Source organism: Streptomyces sp. PKU-EA00015, from assembly GCF_013387495.1.
Lineage (GTDB): Bacteria > Actinomycetota > Actinomycetes > Streptomycetales > Streptomycetaceae > Streptomyces.
Window position 1 is genome coordinate 1 of sequence record NZ_JABZEE010000059.1, and the last position, 25182, is coordinate 25182.

Here is a 25182-nt window from a genome sequence, read left to right on the forward strand (position 1 = left end):
ATCGTCCTTCTTCTCACTGCTCGAGGAGGAGGAGTCATCCCAGTCGTCGGCGGTGATCACGGCGTAGGCCGGACCGGAGATCGCGAGGGCCGCCGTGGCAACGGCCGAGGCGAGCAGGATGCGGGCAGAGCGCATGGTGAGCCTTTCCTTTCGCCGCGACTGCGAGGGCCGACACGTCGTCGGCTCGTCTCATCGCAGTGGCGACGTGATTCACCGTCAGCCCATTCGCGGTCGGCCACCACTGGAGAGCCTGGCATCCGGGCGACACCATGGGCCCGAAGAGTGACCCTCGGCGCGAAATTCACCCGGGGGACTGCACGCCACGCCGAGACCAGGTTTGGCTTGGCGTCACGGCTCAAATGCCGACGTCCCGCCGCTTTCCTCACGTCGCGCGCCGCCCCAGAGCGTCCACCGCGGCGATCACCCGGTCCCAGAATCTGTCGGCGTCCAGACCGACCGCCACCTGCGCGTTCACGGGCCGGCCGGTGTAGCGGTGCAGGTCCACCACGGTCGCCCCCCGCGTGTACCGCCCGCACAGCTCGACGGCCACATGCGCGTCCACGCAGCGCACCGTCGCGGGGTCGATGACGCGGGCCACGGCCACGGGGTCGTGCACCGGCGGCGCGGGGAAGCCCCACAGCCGCCGGTACGTGGACGCGAAATAGGTCAGCAACTCGACGCAGGTCCGCGCCAGTTCGGTGTCCAGGGCCTCCAGGCGGGCCAGTACGGCCGGGGTGGCGAGGGCCTGGTGGGTCACGTTCAGCCCGCACATGGTGACCGGCACACCGCTGGTGAGGACGATGTCGGCGGCCTCGGGGTCCACGTGGACGTTGAACTCGGCGGCGGGTGTCCGGTTGCCGCGCTCGGTGGAGCCGCCCATGAACACGATCTCGCGGATGTGCGCGGCGACGTCCGGGTACCGGGTGAGCAGCAGCGCCACATTGGTCAGGGGCCCGGTGGGGACGAGGGTGACCGGTTCCGGATGCCCGGTCAGGACGCGGTGCATCAGCTCCACGGCGTGTTCCGGAACGACGTCCACGGCGGGGGCGGGGAACCGCGGGCCGTCCAGTCCGGAGGCACCGTGCACGTCGTCCGCGACCGTCAGGGGCTGCACCAGGGGCCTGGCGCAGCCGGCCGCGAGGGGGACGCCGGTGATGCCGGCGACGGTGAAGACCCTGCGGGCGTTCAGCGTGGTCTTCTCGACGGTCTGGTTGCCGGCGACGGTGGTGACGGCGAGCAGGTCGACCGCCGGGTCGGCTGCGGCGAGCATGAGGGCGATGGCGTCGTCGTGGCCGGGGTCGCAGTCGATGATGAGGGGGACGGGCACGGCTCTCCTCGGCTCGCGGGGGCGTGGACGTCCTCAGTCTCTCCTCACGCGCCGCGCTTCCCGTGCTCCCCCGTCCGGGACATACCGGCTCCCGACATCACGGCCCGGTCGGGACCGCACGTTGTCGATCTTGTGGCTACTCGCGCCGCGATCCGACCCGCACCTGCCCGCCTAGGCCTATCGGCCGACAGAACGGGCCGGACGGATTACCCACTTGTAGCGTCGCATTCACGGGCGCCGGACGGCGCCGCATCGACGCTCGCCACATTCACGGAGGCGGGCCGACAATCGAAAGGGCAGCGGGGCTGATGTTCAGTGAGACGACGTCGAAGGTGACCTCGGGAACGATTTCCGTCGCGGCCGCCCTTGCCTTCGCCATAGCCGCTTCGGCCCCTTCCCAGAATTCCGCCCCACGTCCGGCTTCGGCTGTTCCTTCCGTTCCCGCCTCGCCACCGGCCCACGCTCCCGCAGCCTCCCGCGGGACGGGAAATGCGGGAACCGCCGTGCAACGGCTCGAGGGCGAGCCCATCCAGTGCGCTTCCACGAAACCCCGGCTCGCCCAGGCCCTGACCCGCGACATAACCCGGTCCCTGGCCAGTCGCGACAGCCGGGTCTCGATAGTGCTGTACGACCGGACCACGCGCACTTCCTGCATGTACCGCGCCGACGAACACTACGACTCGGCGAGCATTGTCAAACCGATCGTCCTGGGAGCGCTGCTTCACGCCACAGGCGGGGAACTGTCCGCAGAGGAGCAGGATCTCGCCAGGAAAATGATTGTGCATTCGGACAACGCATCGACGTATGTGTTGTGGGACATCGTGGGCCCCGAAAACATCCAGGATTTTCTGGACGCCGCCGGAATGACGAACACCATCATCGACGAAGCCGGTTTCATGGGCCTGACGCAGGTCACCGCCCGGGACCAGGCCACCCTGCTCGAACTGCTCACCGGCGAGGACGATGCGGTCCTGGGCGAGGAGGAGCGCGCCTACATCCTCGGACTCATGCACGATGTGCAGGAGGATCAGCGCTGGGGAGCGCCCGCCGGGGCGCCCGCGGACGCTGCCGTCCAGGTCAAGAACGGATGGCTTCAGCGTTCCGACAAGAACCTCAAGGACCCCCGGGACCGCGGGGACTGGAAGGTCAACAGCATGAGCGCGCTCACCGGGCGGGCCTACGACTACGGCCTGGTGGTCCTGACCGAGAACAACCGGGTCCCCGAGGACCCGGATGCGGGGTGGGCCTACGGCATGGACACGATCGAGGGCGTGGCGAAGGCCGTCCACCGGAACCTGTACCCCGGGCGGTGAGGCAGCGGGCGCCTCGGCGTCGCGGCTCGACGTGTTGGGAAACCGCCGAGGGGCGCTGAGGCTCCGCGCTCGGCGCCCTGGCGTCCTTGTCCCCCGCCCGCACAGAGGACTGATGGTCATTGCTCCACGTCCCTGGCCAATTGGGAGGAAGTGGAAGAGCATTCCCCTGAGGGGGTTCCCACCCTTCGTCAGACGTGCCGGCAGGCACCGGACAGGAAGGGGCGGTACGCGACATGCCTGTGCGTCAGGCTCACCATGAGCACCTGATGCAGAGCCGGTGAGCCTCCCGACCTGGTCGGGCTACGATCGATCGCCGCGGACGCGCCGAGATGGGAGAGAGCCACCGTGTTCTACTACGTGCTCAAGTACGTCCTTCTGGGGCCGCTGCTGCGGCTGCTGTTCCGCCCCAGGATCGAGGGACTTGAGCACATCCCCGCCGAGGGTGCGGCGATCGTCGCCGGGAACCATCTGTCGTTCTCCGACCACTTCCTGATGCCCGCGATCCTCAAGCGGCGCATCACCTTCCTGGCGAAGGCCGAGTACTTCACCGGGCCGGGCCTCAAGGGCCGGCTGACCGCCACGTTCTTCCGCAGCGCCGGCCAGATCCCGGTGGACCGATCCGGCAAGGAGGCCGGGCAGGCGGCCATCCGTGAGGGCCTCGGGGTGTTGAGCAAGGGTGAGTTGCTGGGCATCTACCCGGAGGGCACCCGTTCGCACGACGGCAGGCTCTACAAGGGCAAGGTGGGTGTCGCGGTCATGGCGCTCAAGGCCGGTGTGCCGGTGGTGCCGTGCGCGATGGTGGGCACGTTCGAGATCCAGCCGCCGGGCCAGGTGCTCCCGAAGATCAAGCGGGTCACGGTCCGGTTCGGCGAGCCGCTGGACTTCTCGCGGTACGCGGGCATGGAGAGTGAGAAGGCGGCGATCCGGGCGGTCACCGACGAGATCATGTACGCCATCCTCGAACTGTCCGGCCAGGAGTACGTGGACCGGTACGCGGCCGAGGTCAAGGCGGAGCAGCAGGAGCAGCCGAAACGGTTCCCGGCGCGGCGCAAGCGCTAGGGTCTTTCGTTTGGATCAGGCCGGATCAGTGAGTGGGGGTCCCCCCACGCCCGCAGGGCGTAGGGGGAGGGTCTGGTGCGTGCGATCGCAAGGCGGAGGAGGGAGACAATGGCGGAGCCATGGCGACCGACGACAACGCGGCGAGCGTGCGTGCCAGGGCCCGCGAGCCCGGCATGATCCAAACGAGAGGCCCTAGATGTGCTGACCGGACAGGTTGGTGACGCGGCTGGCTGGTGTTTGGCCGCTGATGCCGGTGTGGGGTCGGTGGTAGTTGTACCAGTCCAGCCAGTCGGGAAACGCTGCCTGCCGCTCGGCATCTGTGGTGTAGGGCCGCTGGTAGGCCCATTCCTCGAGCAGGGTGCGGTGGAAGCGTTCGACCTTGCCGTTCGTCTGAGGCCTCCAGGGCCGTGTCCAGCGAGGGCTGATGCCCAGCTGGTGGCAGGTCTGCCGCCAGGTGTTCTTGGAGTAGGCCCAGGCGTTGTCGGTCAGGACCCGTTCGACGGTGATGCCCTGGGCGGCGAACCAGGCGGTGGCACGGGTGAGGAAGCCGGCGCAGGTCGGGGCGGTCTCGTCGGGCAGGTCTTCGGTGTAGGCCAGGCGGGAGTGGTCGTCCAGGGCGGTGTGCAGGTAGGCGTAGCCGGTCCCGGTCCGGTTGCGGCGGCCTTCGGCACGGCCCTGGGTGCGGTGCCCGCCGCCGTCGGGGATGCGGCCGAGCTTCTTGACGTCGATGTGCACCAGTTCGCCGGGCCGGGAGCGTTCGTAGCGGCGTACGGGTTCGCCGGTGGCCCGGTCGCACGCGGCCAGAACGGGCAGCTGGTGCCGGGCCAGGATGCGTTGCGCGGTGGAGGCGGCGATGCCGCATCGAGCGGCCAGACGGACCGGTCCGATCCGGTGTTCGCGGCGCAGGCGCACTACCTGGGTCTCGATCGCGGGCGGGGTGCGGCGTGGCTGGTGGTGCGGGCGGCTGGAGCGGTCGTGCAGGCCCTCGGCGCCCCACTGCCGGTAACGGCCGGCCCATCGGGCGGCGGTGGTGTGACTGACCTGGAAGCGTTCCGCGGCCCGTCGCAAAGGCCAGCCGTCGTCCACGACACACCGGGCCAGACGCAGCCTGCCGGTCGGCGTCAGCGGGGCATTACGGTGGGACACGAGGGCCTCCTGCGGTCGGGCGTAGATGTCGCAATCCACACCGAACCCAGAAGGCCCTCACCTGTTCAAGCACCCAGCAGGCGTGTCACCAACGTCCCGGGACAGCACACCTAGACCCGCTCCGGGCCGTGCGGCAGGAGGGGCGGCCGGTGTCCGGCCGCCCCTCCCGTTCGTCCGTGTCCTTGCTACGGCTTCGGCGTGGCGTGCGGCTCGCACGTCACGTCGCTGCTGTCCAGCTCGCCGCTGAGCAGGTACGCGTCGACCCGGTTGTTGACGCACGGGTTGACCAGGCTGGTCACACCGTGGGACCCGGCGTCCTTCTCGACGATCAGGCGCGAGCCCTTGAGCCGCTCGTGCAGCTCGACGGCGCCTTCGAAGGGCGTCGCGGCGTCACGGGTGGCCTGCACGATGAGCACGGGCGGCAGGCCCTTGCGGGTGCGCACCTCGACCGGGGTCTGCTGCTTGACGGACCAGGTCGCGCACGGCAGGTTCATCCAGGCGTTGGCCCACGTCATGAAGGGGTGGTCCCGGTGGAGCCGGGTGTTGTCGCGGTCCCACTTCTTCCAGCTGGTGGGCCACTTGGCGTCCGCGCACTCCACGGCGGTGTAGACCGCGTTGCCGTTCTCCGAGCTGATGTTGCCCGCGGTGTCCGACAGGTCGGGCGCGGCGGCGTCGACCAGTGCCTGGGTGTCACCGGCGAGGTACTTGCTCCACGTGCGGGCGACGGGCACCCAGGCGGAGTCGTAGTACGGGGCGCTCTGGAAGAAGCCGATGAGTTCGGCCGGGCCGACGACCCCGCCGATCGGGTTCGCCTTCGCGGCGGCCCGCAGCTTCACCCACTGGGCCTCGACCTTCTCGGGGGTTTCGCCGATGTGGAAGGCGGCGTCGTTCTTCGCGACCCAGGCCTTCCAGTCGTCCCAGCGCGTCTGGAACGCGACGTCCTGGTCCAGGTTGGCCTGGTACCAGATCTTCTCCCGGGACGGGTTGACGACGCTGTCGACGACCATCCGGCGGACGTGGCCGGGGAACAGGGTGGCGTACACCGCGCCCAGGTAGGTGCCGTAGGAGACGCCCAGGTAGTTGAGCTTCTTCTCACCGAGTGCGGCCCGGATGACGTCCAGGTCGCGCGCGGTGTTCGGCGTGGTCATGTGCGGCAGCATCCAGCCGCTGCGCTCGGCGCAGCCGTCCGCGTACTCGGCGGCGAGCTTGCGCTGGGCGAGCTTGTCGGCCTCGCTGTCGGGCACCGGGTCGGGCTTGGGCGCCTTGACGAACTCCTGCGGGTCGACGCACGAGATGGGCGTGGAGTGGCCGACGCCGCGCGGGTCGAAGCCGACGAAGTCGTACGCCTTCGCGGTCTTGGCCCACAACGGGTTCTTGCCGGTGACGCGGACCGGGAAGCGCATGCCCGAGCCGCCGGGACCGCCCGGGTTGTAGACGAGTGCGCCCTGGCGCTCGTCCTTGGCGCCGGTGTTGCCGATACGGTCGACGGCCAGCCTGATCTGCCTGCCGTCGGGCCGGCTGTAGTCGAGGGGTACGGTCACCCATCCGCACTGGATGGGCTTGGCGAGCCCCCAGTCCTCGGGACAGTCCGCCCAGTCGATTCCTCGCTCCGCCGCCCGCTCGGCGGCGATCCGCGCGCCGCGGGCCTCGGACCAACCGTGGTCACGGCTGTCGGCGTTCGCCGCCGGTGCCGCGATGGCACCGGCCATGAGCGTGCCCGCTATCAGAGTGCCGGCCGAGCCGAGCACTGCTGTGCGTCTCACGTGGAAACCTCCCCCTGCTGCTGTTGTCGTAAGGCTCCGGGGGATCCTTTCGCCAACGGGGCAGCGGGGACAGTCCGTACAGGTGTTCTTTACCGAACCAATAACCGGTGAACGGTTTCCGCTCAGCGGTGCAGATCCGGGGCGGCCACGGCCAGACCGTCGTCGAGCAGCCGCCTCAGGGCGCGCCCGTCGTCGGCAACGGCCGTGACGAGAACGGCGGGTCCGGCCAGGGGTGCGAGTGCGGCGGTCGGTCCGAGCAGAAGCGGTTCACGCGGTTTGTCGGCGTATGCCGGGTCCACGACGAGGAGTTGGCCGACGGCCCGGTGCCCGGCGAGAACGGCCGGGCCGTCCCAGCCGCCGGGCGCGCCGGGACCGCAGGCGAGTTCCGTGTCGAGCAGGAGGCGGCCGGAGCGGTGGACGGTGAGACGCGTCACGAGCGTGCCCGGCTCCTCGCCGTGGCGGCCGAGGATCTGCTCCTCGCGCAGCACCAGCCGTGCGCCGGGGGCGAGTTCGACGCGGGTGCGCTGGTGCAGGATGCTCCCCCTGGCCGCGACGAGCTGCTCGGGCATCCAGTGCAGTACGGCGTCCTCCCCCGCCTTCAGGGTCACGTCGTAGCGGGCGTGCTCGCCGGTGGGTCCGGGCAGCGCGATGGTCGCGGCGGCGGAGTCCACGGTGAGCCGGGCCCCCTCGCGCACCTCGGCCTCGATGGCGAGCCGGTCCCCGCCGAGCGGCGCGCTCATCGCGCCGACGACGGTGACCTTGCTGCCCGGACCGGTGGCGCGGGTACGGCGCAGGGCGAGCGGCCCGTCGCTGACGAGGACGGGCAGACCGGTACGGTCGGCGACGATACGGGCTCTGGCCTCGATACTCATCCGGCGTGCTCAGGCGGTCCAGGCGGCCAGCCGCGCCCGCACCCAGTCGGCGACCGGGCGGACGCCGTCGCCCTCGCGCAACGAGGTGAACGCGACGGGCAGTTCGCCGCGCTGCTCCTTGGCGTCGCGGGCCATGCGCGCGAGGTCGGAGCCGACGTACGGCGCGAGGTCGGTCTTGTTGACGACGAGCAGGTCGGCGGTGGTGACGCCGGGGCCGCCCTTGCGCGGGATGTCGTCACCCCCGGCGACGTCGATCACGAAGATCTGGGCGTCGACGAGCCCTTTGGAGAAGGTGGCGGTGAGATTGTCGCCGCCGGACTCGACGAGGACGAGGTCGAGCGGGCCGACGCTGTCCTCCAGGTCCTCGACCGCTTCGAGGTTGGCGGAGATGTCGTCGCGGATCGCGGTGTGCGGGCAGGCTCCTGTCTCGACGGCCTGGATGCGTTCGGGCGGCAGCACGGCGTTGCGCAGCAGGAACTCGGCGTCCTCGCGCGTGTAGATGTCGTTGGTGACGACCGCGATGGAGAACTGGTCGCGCAGGGCGGTGCACAGCGCGGCGACGGTGGCGGTCTTGCCGGAGCCGACCGGCCCGCCGAGCCCGATCCGCAGGGCCCGCCGTGTGCCGTCGGGACGCACGGCATCAGCGCCGACGGCGGATGCGCCGGCCTCGTCATGGCTGTGATCGAGATGCATGGGGTGCGGCTCCTTGGTGCGGGCGTCTAGGACGCGAAGAGGCGTACGGGCCAGGTCGCGTGCTGCTCGGCAGTGATGTCGAGCAGCGGGGCGGACGCGGCGGGAAGGGCGTCCACTCCTTCGTGGGCGGCCCCGGCGGCCCGGGCGGCGACCTCGTCCATTTCGGGCGCGAGGCGGGCGAGGACCGCCGTGGCCTGGAAGGGGTCGAGGCTGAGGAGCCGTACGGCGGCGGTCGCCGGGCCGCTGACCGTCTCGTAGACGATGCAGTGGGCGGCGTCGTACGGTCCGAGACCGGCGGCGCGGGCGGCGGTGCCGAGCACGATGGGCTGGTGCGTTCCGCGGGGGAACGCGGCGGCCAGGGCGTCGAGTTCGGGGCCCGGCCAGGCGGCGCGGGCGGCGCGCATCATCTGGCGCCCGAGCTTGCGTGCGGCTCCCCGCAGGGCGGGTGAGGGCGTACGCGCGTCGGCGGCGCGGTCGAGCTCGGTGGAGTCGTGCCCGAGGGCGGCAGCGGCGGCGAGCGCGGCGGAGGTGAGGCCGGTGGTGTGCAGACGCCCGCGACAGAAGTCCGCGAGTCCTGCGGCGTCCCGGATCCGCCCTTCCCGCACGGCCGGCTCGGCGCCGCCGGAGTGCGCATGCCCTCCGGCGGGGAACCGCCCGTCGGCCAGCACGAGCAGCGCGGCGCGGCTCATGCGCCACCCGCCATGGCTGCGTGACGGGCCGTCCCGCGCCCGGGGCGCGAGCCGCGCACCGGGCTCCCGACGAACCCGGCGCACGACGGGGCACCGGTGCCGGGCCGGGGCGGGGAAGCGGTCGGGGGCCGGCCCTGCCCGCCGTCCCGGGGACGCGGGCACGCCGCAGGGCGGGCGCCGGCGCACGGGGGCGCAGCCGTCGGAGCCGGACGTGGCGTCGCGGGCGCAGCGGTGGGCACCCGTGGTGTGTTCGGTGGGAGCATCAGAACAGGAAGTACCGTTGCGCCATGGGCAGTTCCGTGGCGGGCGCGGGCTCGACCGGCTCGCCGTCGATCGTCACCGTGAACGTGTCCGCGTCGACCTCGACCCGCGGCAGTGCGTCGTTCTCCCGCATGTCCGCCTTCGTGATCCGCCGCGTGCTCGTGATGGGTACGAACGTCTTCGCCAGCCCCAGCCGTTCCGGGAGGTCGTCCTCGATCGCCGCCCGGGCGACGAAGTTGAACGACCCGTGCGCCGCCGCGCGCCCCAGCGCGCCGAACATCGGCCGCGGCATCACCGGCTGCGGCGTGGGGATGGAGGCGTTGGCGTCGCCCATCTGCGCGTACGCGATCTGCCCGCCCTTGATGACGAGTTGGGGCTTCACGCCGAAGAACGCCGGATCCCACAGCACCAGGTCCGCCAGTTTCCCCGTCTCGACCGAGCCGATCTCGTGGGCGAGTCCCTGCGCGACCGCCGGGTTGATCGTGTATTTGGCGACATAGCGACGGACCCGGTGGTTGTCGGCGCGTCCGTCGCCGGGCAGGGCGCCGCGCCGCTTCTTCATCACGTGCGCTGTCTGCCAGGTGCGCATGACCACCTCGCCGATGCGGCCCATGGCCTGCGAGTCGGAGGAGACGATCGAGATGGCGCCGAGGTCGTGCAGGACGTCCTCGGCCGCGATGGTGGAGGGCCGGATGCGGGACTCGGCGAAGGCGAGATCCTCCGGCACGGCGGGGTTGAGGTGGTGGCAGACCATCAGCATGTCGAGGTGTTCCTCGATGGTGTTGACGGTGTGCGGCCTGGTCGGGTTGGTGGAGCTCGGCAGCACGTGCGGCTCGGACACCACGGTGATGATGTCGGGCGCGTGGCCGCCGCCCGCGCCCTCGGTGTGGTACGCGTGGACCGTGCGGCCGGCGATGGCGGCGAGCGTGTCGCCGACGAATCCGGCCTCGTTCAACGTGTCGGTGTGGATGGCGAGTTGGGCGCCGGTCTCGTCGCACACGGTCAGGCAGGCGTCGATGACGGCAGGGGTGGCGCCCCAGTCCTCGTGGATCTTGAACCCGAGTGCTCCGCCGCGCAGCTGCGCGTGCATGGCCTCGCGCGACATCGTGTTGCCCTTGCCGAGCAGGCCGATGTTGACCGGGTACGTGTCCAGGGCCTCGAACATCCGGGCGAGGTGCCAGGAGCCGGGCGTGACGGTGGTGGCCTTGGTGCCCTCGGCCGGTCCGGTGCCGCCCCCGACGAGGGTCGTCACTCCGGTGGCGAGTGCCTGGTCGACGAGGGTCGGCGAGATGAAGTGGACGTGGGCGTCGACCGCCCCGGCCGTCAGGATCTTCCCGTTGCCCGAGATGATCTCGGTCTCGGGCCCGATGACGAGGTCGGGATGGACGCCGTCCATGGTGTCGGGGTTGCCGGCCTTGCCGATGCCGGTGATACGCCCGTCCCGGATGCCGATGTCGGCCTTGACGACGCCCCAGTGGTCGATGACGACGGCGCCGGTGACGACGGTGTCGGGGGCCCCGTCGGCCCGTGTCGCACGGGACTGGCCCATCGACTCCCGGATCACCTTGCCGCCGCCGAACACGGCCTCGTCGCCCGCCCGGCCGGGGCCGCCGGAGCGGTCGTCCTCGATCTCGACCAGCAGATCGGTGTCGGCGAGGCGGATGCGGTCGCCCGTGGTGGGCCCGAAGAGATCCGCGTACACGGCGCGGTCCAGCTCAGCCATCGAGGTGACCTCCGGTTTCCCCGCGCAGTCCGGCGACGATGCGGCGGCCGGCCAGCGGGACGAGTTCGACGTCGACGGGGATGCCCGGCTCGAACCGTACGGCGGTGCCGGCCGCGATCGCGAGCCGCTTGCCGCGGGCGGCCGCCCGGTCGAACTCCAGGCCCGGGTTCGCCTCGGCGAAGTGGTAGTGGGAGCCGACCTGGACGGGCCGGTCGGCGGCGTTGACGACGGTGAGGCGGGTGGTCTCGCGGCCTTCGTTGAGCACGACGGGCTCGTCGTCGAAGAGGATCTCTCCGGGAATCATCGGCTCCGCCCCTCAGACGATCGGGTCGTGGACGGTGACGAGCTTGGTGCCGTCCGGGAAGGTGGCCTCGACCTGGACGTCGTGGATCATCTCGGGGACGCCTTCCATGACGTCGGCGCGGGTGAGCACCTTGCGCCCCGAGGCCATGAGTTCACCGACGGTGCGTCCGTCACGCGCGCCTTCGAGGATGTGCGAGGTGATGAGGGCGACGGATTCGGGGTGGTTCAGCTTCACCCCGCGCGCCCTGCGCTTCTCGGCCACGTCGGCGGCCACGTGGATGAGAAGTCGTTCCTGCTCGTGCGGGGAGAGTTGCACGCGTCCACCTCACTGTCGTCCGGCCCGGGGGCGTGTGGACCCTGGCCCAGGCCACCGCGGTGTCGACCTGGGCACGGGCATCTCACGACCAGGGGGTGAACGTTAGGACGCAAGTTTTTCCGGCGCGTTAACTGATCCGGGGCTCCTGCATGGACATCAGGGCGCGCAGCCCCTCCTCCAGCACCTCGACGCGCACATCGCCGAAGAGCGCCTGCTGGGCGATGAAGCCCTGGGCGGTCGCGATGAGCGTGCGCGCGACGTGGTCGGCGTCCACCTCCTTCTCCATCAGGCCGGCCGCGCGGTAGGCGACCACCAGCTCGGCCCACGCCAGGCGCATGCCGCGGTATCCCTCGGCGAGCGTGGCGGCCAGCGTCTCGTTGCGCAGGGTCTCCGTCCACACCTGGACGACGAGCCGGGCGAAAGCCCTCGCGTCGCCGCCGGGAGCCTCGTCGCTCAGCAGCCTGCGCAGCACCCGCCCGAGGAGCACGTCCGGCATGGGCGGTGGGGTCGTGCGGGCGGCGTCGTCGAAGGCGGCCCGGATACCGCCGAACGCCTCGTCGGCGATGACCTCGATCAGCTCCTCCTTGCTGCGGAAGTAGCGGTAGACCGCGCCTGCCGAGAGGCCCGCCTCGCGGAGGATGTCCTGCATCGACGTCGCGTGGAAGCCGTTGCGGGCGAAGCACCGCGCAGCGCCGTCGAGGATCTGCCGGCGGCGGGCATCGAGGTGTTCCTGGGATACGCGTGCCATGAGGACCAACTTAAAACGAACGTTCCTTCTTGACAAGGAACAACCCCAGGACGACAGTGGCCACAAAGCAAAACGAACGATCCTTCTCTTTAGAGGAGCCCTCTCATGAGTGCCACACCCACACGCCGCATGGTGGCGGTGACGGTCCTGGTCCCGGTCGTGGTCGCCCTGGCCCTGTGGGCCTTCGCATGGCCTGCGGCCCGTACCGCACCCCGCGACGTTCCCGTCGGTGTCGCCGGTCCCGCCGCCGCGGCGGCGGGGATCGAGCGGGGCTTCGAGCAGCGCGCGGGCGCGTTCGAGGTGCACCGGTACGAGGACGAGACGGCCGCACGGGCCGCTGTCGAGGACCGGGTCGTATACGGAGCGGTCGTCGCGTCCCCCGAAGGCGTGACCGTGCTGACCGCGCCCGCCGGGAGCCCTGCCGTGGCGCAGATACTCAAGGAGGCCGTGACCGCGGCGGCGCCGGACGGCACGCGGGTCCAGGTGGCGGACGTGGTCCCGCTCCCCTCCGGCGACCCGCGCGGGAGCGCCCTCGCGGCGAGCGTGCTCCCCCTCGCACTGGCCGGGGTCGCGGCCGGGGCGCTGGTCACCGTGCTCGGTCTGCGCGGGCTGCGCGGCGCCGCCGCGCTGACGGGTGCAGCGCTGCTGGTCGGTGTGACCGCGGCCGGGATCGCACACAGTTGGCTGGGCGTACTGGACGGCAACTGGTGGGCCGAGGCGGGGGCGCTGGGCCTGACGGTCCTCGCGGTCGGCGCGTCCGTCGCCGGGCTCGGGGCGCTGCTGGGGGTGCCGGGCATCGGTGTGGGCGCGCTGCTGATGATCCTGATCGGCAACCCGTTCTCGGGTGCGTCGAGCGCGCCCGAACTGCTCCCGGACCCGGCCGGCGCGATCGGCCAGTGGCTGCCGCCGGGCGCGGGGGCGTGGCTGCTGCGCTCGGTTGCCTACTTCGACGGGAACGGGATCGGATCGGCCCTGCTCACGCTGTCGCTGTGGGCGGGTCTGGGTCTGCTCGCGGTCGTCGTGGGCCCCCGTCTCCGCCGCACCCCGGCCACGACGGTCTGACCCCCCACCCTCTGAGCCGGCCGCGTGCCCCCGCTGCAGCACACGGGGAGGCACGCGGCCTCTTGCCTGCGCGGGTGCGGCGTGGGTCGCCTCGGCACCGCACGGACTCCGCCAGGAGCGGACGCGGCCGCGCCCGGACGGGATGCAGGCGTCGCGGGAATGCGACGCAGAGCGCCACCGAGCGCGGCGCGCAGCCGCCGCCGGGTGCTCAGGCGCGGCGGTCGTCGCCCGGGCGGTGGTGCTCGGCCGCCAGGCCGAACCGGCCGCGTTCGCCGGCAGCGGACGACGACGAGCCGAGCGACGAGACGGAGCGGATCACCTGCTCCTCCGCCGCCCCCCGTTCGCTCTCCAGTCGCTCCAGGTCAGCCGCGGAGACCAGCGCCACGAGCGGCTTCCCGTGACGGGTCACCACGACGCGCTCCCCGCCGTAGACGACGCGGTTGATCAGTTCGGCGAGCTCTGCGCGGGCTTGCGTCACCGGAATCTCGTAGGCCATGCTCCCCATCATAACGGCCTGTACGTCCTGTACATTTTTTACGGAACACAGCTTCGTTCGACTCCGACGAGAGGCATGCCATGAACCGTCCTGCCGCGCGCTATGTCCTGCCCGAGTTCACCGAGCGCACCAGCTCGGGCACGCGCACCCTCGACCCGTACTCGAAGCTGCTCGACGAGCGGATCGTCTTTCTCGGCACCGCCGTCGACGACACCGCCGCGAACGACGTCGTCGCCCAGCTGCTGCACCTCGAGTACGCGGCCCCCGATCAGGACATCTGCCTGTACATCAACTCCCCCGGCGGCCCCGTCAGCGCCATGACCGCGATCTACGACACCCTGCAGGTCATCACCTGCGACATCGCCACCACCTGCCTGGGCCAGGCCGCTTCGACCGCCGCCGTGCTGCTCGCCGCGGGCACCCCGGGCAAGCGGTCGGCGCTGCCCGGCGCACGGGTCGTGGTCCAGCAGCCCGCCGTCGAGGAGCCGTTGCGCGGCCAGCCGTCCGATCTTGAGATCCACGCCGCCGAGTTGCTGCGCCTGCGGGAGCAGCTGGCGGCCATGCTCGTGCGCCACACCGGACAGGGCGCCGAGCGCATCGCGGCCGATCTGGAGCGGGACAGGATCTTCGACGCCGAGGCAGCGAAGGCGTACGGCCTGGTGGACCACGTCATCGGGAGCCGCAAGGGCTCGCCGGCCGGGGTGAGGTGAGCGAGGGATGCTGCTCCCGGAGCTGCCGCCGCTCCCCGCGCTGACCCGCGCGGAAGCGGAGTTGATCGACAGGTATCTCGAAGTGGTCGATCTGCTGGGGCGGATCAACCCGGCCCGCGTCACCCACACCTACGGCGCGCTGCGCGCCGCCCAGGCGCTGGTCGGGCGGGCGACCGCCCTGAAGGACGCCCTGACGCTGATGCACCTGCGCGGGGAGAACGAGGTCTACGCGGACACGCTCGCCGAGGCGCTGCGGATTCTCGACGGGGAACGCAGGGTGAACCGGGTGACCATGCCCCCGGCTTCGACGAGTTGACGGTCGATCCGCTGCTCTGCCAAGGGGGCCCGGCTCTCGTACCCCGTTCGGTGGAGCTTCGGCGACGTTGTTCCGTGCCACAGGAGTTGCGCCACGCGCACCACCGATTTGGCGGAGTCGAACGGCTTCCGTGCTGGTACGACCATGATTCCTCGTCAGGCGAGACGACCGCCAACACCCCTGTCCACCCGAACAGATCAGTCGTGATTGCCTTCACAAAAGCCGTTTCAACTCGGAAATCGGACATCCATGAGTCACGATCCCTGGGACGACAAGCCCCCGTCACCTTGACGGGGCGGTCCGGGCGGACGCTGAATCCTGCCGCCGCACCGGACGACTGGTCGACAGAAGTGCATCGGCAGGAGTGGAGGACCCGAGCAGCACGGGGTGACCGGTGATCCCGGTAGGCCCCTTGGGGTGAAGCCGCTTCGGCGGCCGGGCGTCTTCGCCAGTCCGAACCCGACAGGTCACCCTTCACAGGCGGCTGACGAAGGGTTGCGCATGACTGCGCAGATGCATGTCCCGTTCCTGCTCACACGTGCGGGCGCCGTATCGGCACTGACCATCGCCGCCGTCGGCGGCACGCTCCTCGCTCCCGGCACCGCCCCCGAGGCCCACGCGATCACCAGCCACGCGAACAGGGCACTGGAGGTCGCGGCGTCGAAGAAGGGGTCGCCGTACAGATTCGGCGCCGTAGGCCCTCACCGCTTCGACTGTTCCGGGCTGACGCAGTACTCGTACAAGAAGGCCGGCAAGAAGCTGCCGCGCACCGCTCAGCAGCAGTACAACCGTACGCGCCATGTCTCCGCCTCCCAACGAAAACGCGGTGACCTGGTCTTCTTCCATTCCGGCGGCTACGTCTACCACGTGGGCATCTACGCCGGCAGAGGGCGGATCTGGCATTCGCCGAAGACCGGCGACGTCGTGCGGCTGGCCAAGATCTGGACCAGGGGCGTCTCGTACGGCCGGGTGCGCTGAGGCCCCGGCTTTGCGGCTCCCCGGCGGCCCCGCGCCTGAGAATCGTCCGCACCGACCACGGTGCGACGGGCCGGCGCCGGTCAGTGTGCCAGCGGCTGGACCAGCAGGGTCGCGCCGAGCGCGGTGAGCGCGCCGCCCGTGACTCCTTCCACGGCACGCGTGGTGCGCGGCCTGCGCAGCCACCGGCCCAGCCGGTCCACCAGGAGGGCCACCGCCGGGAACCAGATCAGCGCCAGGACGACGACGATCGTGGCGAGCAGCAGGGTGCGCGGCAGCACCGCCGCGCCGTCGGGCACGAACTGCGGCAGCAGGCTCAGGAACAGCACCGGCGCCTTCGGGTTGAGGACGTTGGTGAGGAAGCCCTGCCGCAGGCCGCGCCCGACGCCGTGGGAGGGCGCGGCGCCGTCGGGGGCGGCGGGCCCTTCGAGCGGGCGCAGCGCGGAGCGCACGGCGCGCAGGCCCAGCCACAGCACGTAGATCCCGCCGGCGATCTGCAACGTCCGGTAGAGCACGGGCACCGCCACCAGCACCGCGGCGAGTCCCGCCACGGCCAGTGCGGTGTGCACCAGCAGCCCGCCCGCCACACCGACCGCGCAGGCGACGCCCGCGCGGCGCGAGGCGAGCGCACTGCGGACCACCACGGTGAAGTCGGCGCCCGGCATGGCGACCATGCCCCCGGCGACAGCGGTGAAAGCGATCAGCTGTGCGTCCATGCCCTTCAGCCTGCCGCCTCAGTGCCTTCAGCATGTACTGGGAATATCCTGGGTCAGCTGAAAGCAACGCTTAAGGGGTGCGATGTACGACCCGACCCGGCTGGCCGCCCTGGTCGCTGTCGCGGAGGCCGGTTCCATCACCCGCGCCGCGGCCCGCCTCGGCTACACCGCCCCGGCGCTCTCCCAGCAGCTGGCCAAGCTGGAGCGCGAGGCCGGGGCGCCTCTGCTCGTGCGCCACCACCGCGGGGCGCGGCTCACAGCCGCGGGTGAGCTGCTCGCGGAGCGGGCGCGCCGGGTGCTGGACGAGATGGACCGGGCGCGGCACGAGCTGGCCCGGCTGTCGGGGCTCGCGGGCGGCCGGCTGCGGGTGGCCACCTTCACCACGGTCGGCATCCACCTGCTGCCCCCGGTGCTGAGCGCCTTCCGCCGCGCCCATCCGGATGTGGAACTGACCGTCGCGGAGTACGAACCTCCGGACGGGGTCACGGCGGTGGCGCGCGGCGCTGTGGATCTCGCGCTGACGCATGCCTACGAGCCCGCCGAGCCGGCGTCGCCCCCGCCGGGGGTGGTCGTGGAAACGCTGCTGGTCGAGGAGCTGGTGCTCATCACCGCTCCCGGGCACGCCCTGGCGGGCGGATCGGGACGGCTGCCGGTGAGCGCACTCGCCGGGCAGCCGCTGATCAGCAGCGCTCCGGCGCATCCGCCGCGCAAGGGAGTGGAGGGTGCGCTGGCCGAGGCGGGGGCGACGCCCGCCGTGGTGTGCGAGTCGCCCGGTTACGCGCTGGTGTGCGCCCTGGTGAGCGCGGGGATCGGGGTGGCGGTGGTGCCGGAGATGGTGGCGACGATGTCCGCCACACCGCTGCAGATAAGGCAGTTGGAGCCGGCGGCCTTCCGCCGGACGATCTCTGTGGCGCACCGGGGTGAGGAGTCGGGGCCGGCGGCGCAGTCGCTGCGGGCTCTCCTGCGGAGTTCGTTCGGACGGGCGGGTCAACAGGGCACTGCGGCCAGGGTGTGGTGAACCTTGGGCGCGGATCAGCCCTGCACGGGTACGGTCCACGGCAGGGCGATCCACACGGTCTTGCCGCCCTCCTCGGTGGGTGTCACGGAGAGCCGCCCGCCGTACTGTGCGGTGAGACTGCGGATGATGACCATCCCCCGGCCGTTGTCCTGGCGGACGGCCGCGGGCAGTCGGCGCGGCCAGCGCGGGTGGCTGTCGGTGACGCCGACGCACAGTCGCTCGTCCCGTTCGAGGCGCACGTCGACGGTGAAGGTGGGCGACTGGCCGAAGGTGTGCTGGACTGCGTTGGTCGCCAGTTCGGAGACGATCAGCCGCAGCGTGTCGACGGCGTCGGTGCCGTCCGGCAGACCCCATCCGCAGACGACATCGGTGACATATCTCCGGGCGGCGGAGACCGATGCCGGATCGCTGGGCAGAGTGACGGATGCTTCTTGACGGTCTGCCATGGCGACGCTGTCCCTTTCCCACCGGGCCGGGCTCCGACTCGTAGCGGATGACACGCGAGGACGGCCACGGATTGCGCTTCGGCGTCAGACTGCCACTTGTCGTCAGGCCGGTGCGGCAATCCACCGAGATACGTGCATATCTGTCGCTCAAAGCGGTGAAGTCTGCGACGAGAGACCGTATTTGGGGACGGACCGCACTCTCCGGACCGGCAGTTCTCAGCCGCGCGGCGCGGAGGCGATGATCGTCGCGGCGGCCGTGTCGACCTGCCGGGCGGTCAGATCGGCGCGGGCGGTGAGCCGGATGCGCGAGATGCCGTCCGGCACCGACGGAGGCCGGAAGCAGCCCACGACCAGACCTGCCGTCCGGCAGTCCGCCGCCCAGCGCAACGCCGCCTCCGGGGAAGGCGCCTGCACGGACACGACAGCCGCGTCCGGCCGCGCGGCGGTCAGTCCCGCGTCCGTGAGCCGCCGGTGCAGCACGGCCGCTACCTCCCGTGCCCGGCCGGCGAGCTCCGGTTCGCGGCGCAGCACCCCGAGGGCGGCGAGCGCGCCGCCCGCCGCGGCCGGTGCCAGTCCGGTGTCGAAGATGAAGGTCCTGGCCGTGTTGACCAGGTGCTCGATCACCCGCGCCGGGCCGAGGACCGCGCCGCCCTGGCTGCCGAGGGACTTGGAGAGGGTCAGGGTGGCGACGACTCCGGTCGCGCCGGCCAGTCCGGCGGCGTCGAGCGCACCCCGGCCGCCGTCGCCGAGGACGCCGAGGCCGTGGGCGTCGTCGACGAGGAGGGCCGCGCCGTGTTCGCGACAGGCTGCCGCGAGGGCGGGCAGCGGCGCGGCGTCGCCGTCGACGGAGAACACCGAGTCGGTGACGACGAGGGCGCGGCGGTCCGGGTGGGCGCCGAGGGTCTTGCGTACGGCGTCGGGGTCGGCGTGCGGGACGACCGCGGTCTCGGCGCGGGCGAGCCGGCAGCCGTCGACGATGGAGGCGTGGTTGCCCGCGTCGGACACGACGAGGGCGTCGCGTCCGCCGAGAGCGGTGACGGCGGCGAGATTGGCCGCGTAGCCGGAGGACAGGACGAGGGCAGCCTCGAAACCGCAGAACGCGGCGAGTTCGCGTTCCAGCTCGGCGTGGAGCGCGGTGGTGCCGGTGACCAGGCGGGAGCCGGTGGCGCCCGCGCCCCAGCGGCGGGCGGCGTCGGCGGCCCCCGCGGTGACCTCGGGCCGGCGGGTCAGTCCCAGGTAGTCGTTGCTCGCCAGATCGAGCAGGGGCGAGTCGGCGGTGCGCGGCCGGAGCGTGCGCACGAGGCCCGCGCGCTCGCGGCGGCGCGCCTCGTCGTCGATCCAGCCGAAAGGATCCTGAGTGGCCTGCGGCATGAGGGTTCGGTCCTTTTGTAGGCAGCGCACAGACCTTAACCGCGCGCGGGCGGGGTGCGGATGTGGCCATGCACACACCTCAATCCGTCGCTGTTGTGGGGTTCCTCCTTGGCCGGGGCGGCTGCTGTGGGTAAGGATCAGCGCCATGGACCTGCTGAACACGCTGGTGGAGAAGGGGCTGCGGCGCGAGCTGCCGACCCGTGAAGAAGCGCTCGCCGTACTGGCGACCTCCGACGACGATCTGCTCGATGTGGTGGCCGCTGCCGGCAAGGTGCGCCGCCAGTGGTTCGGACGGCGGGTGAAGCTCAACTATCTGGTCAACCTGAAGTCCGGCCTGTGCCCCGAGGACTGTTCGTACTGCTCGCAGCGGCTCGGGTCGAAGGCGGAGATCCTCAAGTACACCTGGCTGAAGCCGGACGAGGCGTCCCGGGCCGCGGCCGCCGGTGTCGCGGGCGGCGCCAAGCGCGTCTGCCTGGTGGCGAGCGGGCGCGGCCCGACGGACCGGGACGTCGACCGGGTGTCGAAGACGATCGAGGCGATCAAGGAGGAGAACGAGGGCGTCGAGGTGTGCGCGTGTCTCGGTCTGCTCTCCGACGGCCAGGCCGAACGGCTCCGCGAGGCGGGCGCCGATGCGTACAACCACAACCTGAACACGTCCGAGGGGACGTACGGGGACATCACGACCACGCACACCTACGCGGACCGCGTGGACACGGTGAACAAGGCGCACGCCGCGGGCCTGTCCGCGTGCTCCGGTCTGATCGCCGGCATGGGCGAGAGCGACGAGGACCTGGTGGACGTGGTCTTCGCCCTGCGCGAGCTGGACCCGGACTCGGTGCCGGTGAACTTCCTGATCCCCTTCGAGGGCACCCCGCTCGCCAAGGAGTGGAATCTGACTCCGCAGCGGGCGCTGCGCATCCTGGCGATGGTGCGCTTCGTCTGCCCCGACGTCGAGGTGCGTCTCGCGGGCGGGCGCGAGGTCCATCTGCGCACGCTGCAGCCGCTCGCGCTGCACCTGGCCAACTCCATCTTCCTCGGCGACTACCTGACCAGCGAGGGCCAGGCGGGCAAGGCCGACCTGGAGATGATCGCGGACGCCGGCTTCGAGGTGGAGGGCACCGACACGACGACCCTGCCCGAGCACCGCGGGACGGTCGGCGGCTGCGGTTCGGTGTGCGGCGACGGCGAGGGCTCGGGCGGCTGCCACGACGCGTCCGCCGCGGCGGAGGCGGAGGCCGCTCCGTCGGAGGTCCCGGCGGCCCGTACGGACCTGGTCGCCGTGCGCCGCCGCGGCGCCGGGACGGACCTCGCGCCCAATGCGTGAGTTCACGCCCGGCGAGCTGCGCGCCCTGGACCGCGCCCACGTCTGGCACCCGTACGGTCCGATGCCCGGCCGGGAGGAGCCGCTGGTCGTCGAGTCCGCGGCCGGGGTACGGCTCAGGCTGGCCGAAGAGATCCACGGGCAGCGCGAGTTGATCGACGGCATGTCGTCGTGGTGGTCGGCCGTGCACGGCTACAACCACCCCGTCCTCAACGAGGCGGCGACGGCGCAGCTGGGGCGCATGAGCCATGTGATGTTCGGCGGGCTCACGCACGAGCCCGCCGTACGGCTGGCGACCCGGCTGGTGGAGATCACGCCGGAGCCCCTGCGGCACGTCTTCCTGTCCGACTCGGGCTCGGTGTCGGTCGAGGTCGCGGTGAAGATGTGCCTGCAGTACTGGCGCTCGGTGGGCCGTCCGGCCAAACAGCGGCTGCTGACCTGGCGCGGCGGCTACCACGGCGACACGTGGCAGCCGATGTCGGTGTGCGACCCCGAGGGCGGCATGCACGGCCTGTGGCAGGGCGTGCTGCCGCGGCAGCTCTTCGCGCCCGCCCCGCCGGCCGACTACGACGAGGTGTACGCGGACGGGCTGCGCGAGCTGATCGGGCGGCACGCGGACGAGCTGGCCGCGGTGATCGTGGAGCCGGTGGTGCAGGGCGCGGGCGGCATGCGCTTCCACTCCCCCGAATACCTGCGGGTGCTGCGCGAGGCGTGCGACGAGCACGGTGTGCTGCTGGTCTTCGACGAGATCGCGACCGGCTTCGGCCGCACGGGCACGCTGTTCGCGGCCGGTCACGCCGGGGTGGCCCCGGACGTGATGTGCCTGGGCAAGGCGCTGACCGGCGGCTACCTGTCGCTGGCTGCGACGCTGTGCACCTCCCGGGTGGCGGACGGGATCTCGCGGGGCGAGGTCCCCGTGCTGGCCCACGGCCCGACGTTCATGGGCAACCCGCTTGCCTCGGCGGTGGCGTGCGCGTCGATCGATCTGCTGCTCGGCCAGGACTGGCAGTGGGAGGTGGAGCGCCTGGAGACGGGCCTGCGGGCCGGGCTGGCCGAGGCCGCCGCCCTGCCGGGCGTGAAGGACGTCCGGGTGCTCGGCGGTATCGGTGTCGTACAGCTGGACCACGCGGTGGACATGGCCTCGGCGACGGCGGCCGCCGTGCGGGAGGGCGTGTGGCTGCGCCCGTTCCGGGACCTCGTCTACACGATGCCGCCGTACGTGACGGGCGACGAGGACCTGGCGCGGGTGTGCCGCGCGGTCCGGGCGGCGGCGGCAGCGGGCTGACGCCAGGGCCGCGGCGGGCATGCGGCGTCCGGAAGAGACGAGCGAGACAGAACAGGGAAGCACATGCCAGTGATCGTCGTAACCGGGACGGGAACCGAGATCGGGAAGACCGTCGTGACGGCGGCCGTCGCCGCGCTCGCCGTGGCCGAGGGCCGGTCGGTCGCCGTGGTCAAACCGGCGCAGACCGGTGTCGGGCCGCACGAAGCGGGCGACGTCGACGAGGTCCGGCGGCTCGCCGGGCCGGTCACGGGCGTCGAACTGGGCCGGTTCCCCGAGCCCTTGGCGCCCGCGACGGCCGCCCGGCGGGCCGGGCTCGCCCCCGTCACGCCCGACGCAGTGGCGGAGGAGGCCGGGAAGCTCGCCGCGGAGCACGACCTCGTGCTCATCGAGGGGGCGGGCGGCCTCCTCGTACGGTTCGACGACGCGGGCGCGACGCTCGCCGACGTGGCGGGTCTGCTGGGCGCTCCAGTGCTGGTCGTCGTGCCCGCCGGCCTGGGAACTCTCAACACGACCGCGCTGACCGCCGAAGCCCTGCGCGCCCGTGGGCTCGACCAGCTGGGCGTGGTCGTCGGAAGCTGGCCCGGCCGGCCCGACCTCGCGGCCCGCTGCAATCTCGCGGACCTGCCGGAGGCGGCGGGCGCTCCGCTGCTGGGGGCGGTCCCGGAGGGCGCCGGGGCGCTCGCGCCCGCCGCGTTCCGGGAGCGGGCCGGGCAGTGGCTGGCCCCGCGACTCGGCGGCGGCTGGGACGCGGAGGCGTTCGGCTCGGCCGTAGGCTGAGGTCCATGCGCGCACGGATCGACGAGATCGTCTTCGACTGTCACGACCCCGCCCGCCTCGTCCGGTTCTGGGCGGCGCTCCTCGGCGGCGAGCCGGTGGACCGCAGCGAGGACTGGTCGTACGTCGATCCGCCGGAGTTCGCCCGCGTGGCGTTCCAGCTGGTGCCCGAGGGCAAGACGGCGAAGAACCGGCTCCATCTGGACCTGTACGCGGGCGATGTGGACGCCGCCGCCGACGAGGCGGTGCGGCTGGGCGCGGAGCGCGTCGGCGCCGTCGTCCCCGACGACCACGGCCGCTTCCAGGTCCTGCGGGACCCCGAGGGCAACGAATTCTGCTTCGTGGCGGGCAACGACGGCTGAGCGGAGACTTATCGGGGGAGAATGGCCCTGACCGGTCCGCCCCGTCCGAGGAGGTCCGCGATGCCGCCGCGCAGTACGAAGGCGCCCCAGGACGCCGTCCACCATCCGGTCTTCGCCCGCTTCTACGCGCGCATGAGCGTCTCGGCGGATGTGAAGGGCGGCATCGCCGCCTACCGCGCCGAGCTCCTGTCGGGCCTGTCCGGCCGCGTCATCGAGATCGGCGCGGGCAACGGTCTCAACTTCGCCCACTATCCGGCGGCCGTCTCCGAGGTCGTCGCTCTCGAACCGGAGCGCACCCTGCGGAAGTTGGCCGTCGAGGCGGGGCTGCGCGCCGGGGTCCCGGTGGACGTCGTGCCGGGTGCGGCGGAGGCACTGCCGGTGAAGAGCGAGGCGTTCGACGCGGCGGTGGCCTCCCTCGTGCTGTGCACCGTACGGGACCTGCCGCGGGCCCTCTCGGAGATCCGGCGGGTGCTGCGGCCGGGCGGGGAGCTGCGGTTCTTCGAGCACGGCCTGGCCGGCAGCCCCGGCTTGGCGCGGACGCAGCGCGCGCTGGACCGCACGGTGTGGCCCCGTCTGTTCGGCGGCTGCCACACGGCCAGGGACACGCTCGCCGCGATCGAGGCGGCGGGCTTCGAGCTCGGGACGCACCGCAGGTTCAATGTGCCGGACGGCCGGCTGCGGCTGCCGACCTCACCGTGCGTTCTGGGGGTGGCGCGCCGCCCGTTCACGTCCTAGACGACAGTCCTGGGGCGGTGGCCGAGGTCCGCAGGCCGGCCCCGGGAAGGGGTCACTCGCTCCACTGGCGCAGTTCGTCCGCGACAGCGCGTACGTCCGCCTTGCCCTCCTTGACCAGGCGGGCCAGGTCCCGCACCTGCTCGGGCGAGGTGACCACCTTGAGTCCGCTGGCGACGAGGTAGCCGTAGGCGACGGCGGAGGCGAACATCGCGTTGGAGTGCTCCAACGCGGGCACGTGCAGCAGCAGTTGGAGCAGGGCCGCGGCGCGGGCATGCGGATCGGCGTAGACGGGCGTGCCGAATATCTCCGCGTCGTGACGGCTGACGGCGGCGACGAGCGCGCCCCAGTCGGTGACCTGGGGGTCGCCGGGGGTCTTGTGCTCGGCGACCATGAGCAGCCAGGCGAGATCGATCGTCAGGTTCAACGCTTCTCGCCGAACTCCTCGGCGAAAACCGACTCGTACTGCTTCATGAAATCGGCCGCCGCGTCCACGAAGGCGCGGCCCACCTCGCCTGCGTCCTGCTTGACGAGCTCCTCGATGTAGCGGTTCACGCTCATCCCGCGCTGGAGCGCCCGCTGGCGGGCGGCCTCCGCGGTGGCTTCGTCCACGCGTACGTTCAACTGAGTTTTCGCCACGTCCTCACGCTAGCGCGCGGACGCTAGCACGGCAAGGTCCTCTCCGGGCGCGGCCCGTCCCGGGTGCCGGAAGTCGCTGGCGTGGGGCGCGGCGGGCGTGCTTGGCTCCCGGCATGACCAACCTGCGCATACGCACCGCTGCCGTCGACGACGCCGCGTCCGTGCTGGCCTTCTGGAAGGAGGCGGCGGAGGGCACGAGCATCACGGACGACGTGGACGGCGTCACCCGGCTCATCGCCCGCGACCCGGAGGCCCTCATCCTGGCCGAGGCCGACGGGCTGCTGGTCGGCTCCGTGATCGCCGGGTACGACGGTTGGCGGTGCTCGCTGTACCGCCTCGCCGTTCTTCCCTCGCACCGGCGCCGCGGCATCTCGGCGGCCCTGCTGGACGCGGCCGAGAAGCGGTTCGTCGCGGCGGGCGGGCGGCGCGGGGACGCGATGGTGCTGGAGGCGAACGAGCGGGCCCACCGGGCATGGGCCTCCGCCGGCTACCACCGCGAGGACCACTGGCGCCGCTGGGTCAAGCCGTTCGTCTGAGCGCGGCGTCCGCGGGCACCCGATCCGCCGGGGCGCGCGGTCCGCCCGGGTCGCCCGTCCGCCGCTCCGGCGGCTTTGCCGGTCCTTTACCATGAGTGGACCATCCACTCCCGTACGAAAGGTGTGAGCGTCCGCCCATGGGCGAGCCTCCCAGTAGCCGACATCGCGCATTCCGCCTCCTCTGTCCGACCATGGGACGGAGGTGACCCG

Annotated in this window: 29 protein-coding genes and 1 riboswitch; of the genes, 13 read left to right on the plus strand and 16 right to left on the minus strand. The window is 71.9% G+C overall.

Going from position 1 to position 25182, the window contains the following annotated elements:
• Positions 1 to 382: 382 nt before the first annotated feature.
• Positions 383 to 1327 (minus strand): nucleoside hydrolase, encoded by a 945-nt coding sequence (locus tag HW130_RS30325; RefSeq protein ID WP_177152965.1) that lies wholly within the window; start codon positions 1325 to 1327, stop codon positions 383 to 385.
• A 503-nt stretch (positions 1328 to 1830) separates the two neighbouring features.
• Here HW130_RS30325 and HW130_RS30330 point away from each other — a divergent pair.
• Positions 1831 to 2640: a serine hydrolase gene (locus tag HW130_RS30330; RefSeq protein ID WP_309140629.1), complete on the plus strand. Its 810-nt coding sequence runs from the start codon at positions 1831 to 1833 to the stop codon at positions 2638 to 2640.
• 345 nt (positions 2641 to 2985) lie between these two features.
• Entirely contained in the window at positions 2986 to 3699 is a 714-nt protein-coding gene (locus HW130_RS30335) for a 1-acyl-sn-glycerol-3-phosphate acyltransferase (RefSeq protein ID WP_177152967.1), read from the plus strand.
• 192 nt (positions 3700 to 3891) lie between these two features.
• Here the strand turns inward: HW130_RS30335 and HW130_RS30340 are convergent, their stop codons facing one another.
• From HW130_RS30340 to HW130_RS30380, 9 genes are all read right to left on the minus strand, one after another.
• The gene (locus HW130_RS30340; protein ID WP_177152968.1) at positions 3892 to 4845 is read right to left on the minus strand and encodes an IS481 family transposase; all 954 of its coding nucleotides are present in this window, start codon (positions 4843 to 4845) and stop codon (positions 3892 to 3894) included.
• Positions 4846 to 5030: 185 nt separating this feature from the next.
• Positions 5031 to 6608: an alpha/beta hydrolase gene (locus HW130_RS30345; protein WP_177152969.1), complete on the minus strand. Its 1578-nt coding sequence runs from the start codon at positions 6606 to 6608 to the stop codon at positions 5031 to 5033.
• A gap of 122 nt (positions 6609 to 6730) precedes the next feature.
• Positions 6731 to 7480 carry an urease accessory protein UreD gene (locus HW130_RS30350; protein WP_177152970.1) on the minus strand — a complete coding sequence of 250 codons (750 nt, stop codon included), beginning with the start codon at positions 7478 to 7480 and terminating at the stop codon, positions 6731 to 6733.
• A 9-nt stretch (positions 7481 to 7489) separates the two neighbouring features.
• Positions 7490 to 8173 (minus strand): urease accessory protein UreG, encoded by a 684-nt coding sequence (gene ureG, locus HW130_RS30355; protein ID WP_177152971.1) that lies wholly within the window; start codon positions 8171 to 8173, stop codon positions 7490 to 7492.
• 26 nt (positions 8174 to 8199) lie between these two features.
• Positions 8200 to 8862 carry an urease accessory protein UreF gene (locus tag HW130_RS30360; RefSeq protein ID WP_177152972.1) on the minus strand — a complete coding sequence of 221 codons (663 nt, stop codon included), beginning with the start codon at positions 8860 to 8862 and terminating at the stop codon, positions 8200 to 8202.
• A gap of 262 nt (positions 8863 to 9124) precedes the next feature.
• The gene (locus tag HW130_RS30365) at positions 9125 to 10846 is read right to left on the minus strand and encodes an urease subunit alpha (RefSeq protein WP_177152973.1); all 1722 of its coding nucleotides are present in this window, start codon (positions 10844 to 10846) and stop codon (positions 9125 to 9127) included.
• Positions 10839 to 11150: an urease subunit beta gene (locus HW130_RS30370; RefSeq protein ID WP_177152974.1), complete on the minus strand. Its 312-nt coding sequence runs from the start codon at positions 11148 to 11150 to the stop codon at positions 10839 to 10841. Before HW130_RS30370 ends, HW130_RS30365 begins: the two co-directional genes overlap by 8 nt.
• A gap of 12 nt (positions 11151 to 11162) precedes the next feature.
• Entirely contained in the window at positions 11163 to 11465 is a 303-nt protein-coding gene (locus HW130_RS30375) for an urease subunit gamma (RefSeq protein WP_177152975.1), read from the minus strand.
• Positions 11466 to 11592: 127 nt separating this feature from the next.
• On the minus strand, positions 11593 to 12213 hold the full coding sequence (locus HW130_RS30380; RefSeq protein ID WP_177152976.1) for a TetR/AcrR family transcriptional regulator: 621 nt from the start codon (positions 12211 to 12213) through the stop codon (positions 11593 to 11595).
• 105 nt (positions 12214 to 12318) lie between these two features.
• On the opposite strand from HW130_RS30380, the gene HW130_RS30385 reads away from it, so the two are divergent.
• Entirely contained in the window at positions 12319 to 13275 is a 957-nt protein-coding gene (locus HW130_RS30385; protein ID WP_177152977.1) for an ABC transporter permease, read from the plus strand.
• Between the two features lie 208 nt (positions 13276 to 13483).
• Here the strand turns inward: HW130_RS30385 and HW130_RS30390 are convergent, their stop codons facing one another.
• On the minus strand, positions 13484 to 13771 hold the full coding sequence (locus HW130_RS30390) for a type II toxin-antitoxin system Phd/YefM family antitoxin (protein ID WP_177152978.1): 288 nt from the start codon (positions 13769 to 13771) through the stop codon (positions 13484 to 13486).
• An 80-nt stretch (positions 13772 to 13851) separates the two neighbouring features.
• Between HW130_RS30390 and HW130_RS30395 the strand changes: the two genes are divergently transcribed.
• From HW130_RS30395 to HW130_RS30405, 3 genes are all read left to right on the plus strand, one after another.
• Positions 13852 to 14481 (plus strand): ATP-dependent Clp protease proteolytic subunit, encoded by a 630-nt coding sequence (locus HW130_RS30395; protein ID WP_177152979.1) that lies wholly within the window; start codon positions 13852 to 13854, stop codon positions 14479 to 14481.
• 7 nt (positions 14482 to 14488) lie between these two features.
• Positions 14489 to 14797: a hypothetical protein gene (locus tag HW130_RS30400; RefSeq protein WP_177152980.1), complete on the plus strand. Its 309-nt coding sequence runs from the start codon at positions 14489 to 14491 to the stop codon at positions 14795 to 14797.
• A 299-nt stretch (positions 14798 to 15096) separates the two neighbouring features.
• Positions 15097 to 15295: riboswitch (cyclic di-AMP (ydaO/yuaA leader) on the plus strand.
• A gap of 3 nt (positions 15296 to 15298) precedes the next feature.
• Complete coding sequence (locus tag HW130_RS30405) at positions 15299 to 15775, plus strand: C40 family peptidase (RefSeq protein WP_177152981.1); 477 nt, start codon at positions 15299 to 15301, stop codon at positions 15773 to 15775.
• 80 nt (positions 15776 to 15855) lie between these two features.
• On the opposite strand, the gene HW130_RS30410 is transcribed toward HW130_RS30405, so the two are convergent.
• Positions 15856 to 16488, minus strand: a complete 633-nt coding sequence (locus tag HW130_RS30410) for a LysE family translocator (protein ID WP_177152982.1) — start codon at positions 16486 to 16488, stop codon at positions 15856 to 15858.
• An 82-nt stretch (positions 16489 to 16570) separates the two neighbouring features.
• Between HW130_RS30410 and HW130_RS30415 the strand changes: the two genes are divergently transcribed.
• On the plus strand, positions 16571 to 17506 hold the full coding sequence (locus HW130_RS30415) for a LysR family transcriptional regulator (protein WP_177152983.1): 936 nt from the start codon (positions 16571 to 16573) through the stop codon (positions 17504 to 17506).
• Positions 17507 to 17520: 14 nt separating this feature from the next.
• On the opposite strand, the gene HW130_RS30420 is transcribed toward HW130_RS30415, so the two are convergent.
• Entirely contained in the window at positions 17521 to 17952 is a 432-nt protein-coding gene (locus HW130_RS30420; RefSeq protein ID WP_177152984.1) for an ATP-binding protein, read from the minus strand.
• 216 nt (positions 17953 to 18168) lie between these two features.
• On the minus strand, positions 18169 to 19323 hold the full coding sequence (locus tag HW130_RS30425; RefSeq protein WP_177152985.1) for an 8-amino-7-oxononanoate synthase: 1155 nt from the start codon (positions 19321 to 19323) through the stop codon (positions 18169 to 18171).
• Positions 19324 to 19468: 145 nt separating this feature from the next.
• On the opposite strand from HW130_RS30425, the gene bioB reads away from it, so the two are divergent.
• The 5 genes from bioB (at position 19469) to HW130_RS30450 (ending at position 23800) form a co-directional block, all read left to right on the plus strand.
• Positions 19469 to 20647, plus strand: a complete 1179-nt coding sequence (gene bioB / locus HW130_RS30430) for a biotin synthase BioB (RefSeq protein WP_177152986.1) — start codon at positions 19469 to 19471, stop codon at positions 20645 to 20647.
• On the plus strand, positions 20640 to 21929 hold the full coding sequence (locus HW130_RS30435) for an adenosylmethionine--8-amino-7-oxononanoate transaminase (protein ID WP_177152987.1): 1290 nt from the start codon (positions 20640 to 20642) through the stop codon (positions 21927 to 21929). Before bioB ends, HW130_RS30435 begins: the two co-directional genes overlap by 8 nt.
• A 63-nt stretch (positions 21930 to 21992) precedes the next feature.
• A complete protein-coding gene (gene bioD, locus HW130_RS30440; RefSeq protein WP_177152988.1) occupies positions 21993 to 22706 on the plus strand; it encodes a dethiobiotin synthase in 714 nt (237 codons plus the stop codon).
• Positions 22707 to 22711: 5 nt separating this feature from the next.
• The gene (locus HW130_RS30445; protein WP_177152989.1) at positions 22712 to 23065 is read left to right on the plus strand and encodes a VOC family protein; all 354 of its coding nucleotides are present in this window, start codon (positions 22712 to 22714) and stop codon (positions 23063 to 23065) included.
• Positions 23066 to 23125: 60 nt separating this feature from the next.
• A complete protein-coding gene (locus HW130_RS30450) occupies positions 23126 to 23800 on the plus strand; it encodes a class I SAM-dependent methyltransferase (RefSeq protein WP_177152990.1) in 675 nt (224 codons plus the stop codon).
• Between the two features lie 52 nt (positions 23801 to 23852).
• On the opposite strand, the gene HW130_RS30455 is transcribed toward HW130_RS30450, so the two are convergent.
• Together HW130_RS30455 and HW130_RS30460 are read right to left on the minus strand one after the other, a co-directional pair.
• Positions 23853 to 24224: a fic family toxin-antitoxin system, toxin component gene (locus HW130_RS30455; protein WP_177152991.1), complete on the minus strand. Its 372-nt coding sequence runs from the start codon at positions 24222 to 24224 to the stop codon at positions 23853 to 23855.
• Complete coding sequence (locus tag HW130_RS30460; RefSeq protein WP_177152992.1) at positions 24221 to 24436, minus strand: antitoxin; 216 nt, start codon at positions 24434 to 24436, stop codon at positions 24221 to 24223. Before HW130_RS30460 ends, HW130_RS30455 begins: the two co-directional genes overlap by 4 nt.
• A 113-nt stretch (positions 24437 to 24549) precedes the next feature.
• On the opposite strand from HW130_RS30460, the gene HW130_RS30465 reads away from it, so the two are divergent.
• On the plus strand, positions 24550 to 24972 hold the full coding sequence (locus HW130_RS30465) for a GNAT family N-acetyltransferase (RefSeq protein WP_177152993.1): 423 nt from the start codon (positions 24550 to 24552) through the stop codon (positions 24970 to 24972).
• The last annotated feature ends 210 nt before the right edge of the window (positions 24973 to 25182 follow it).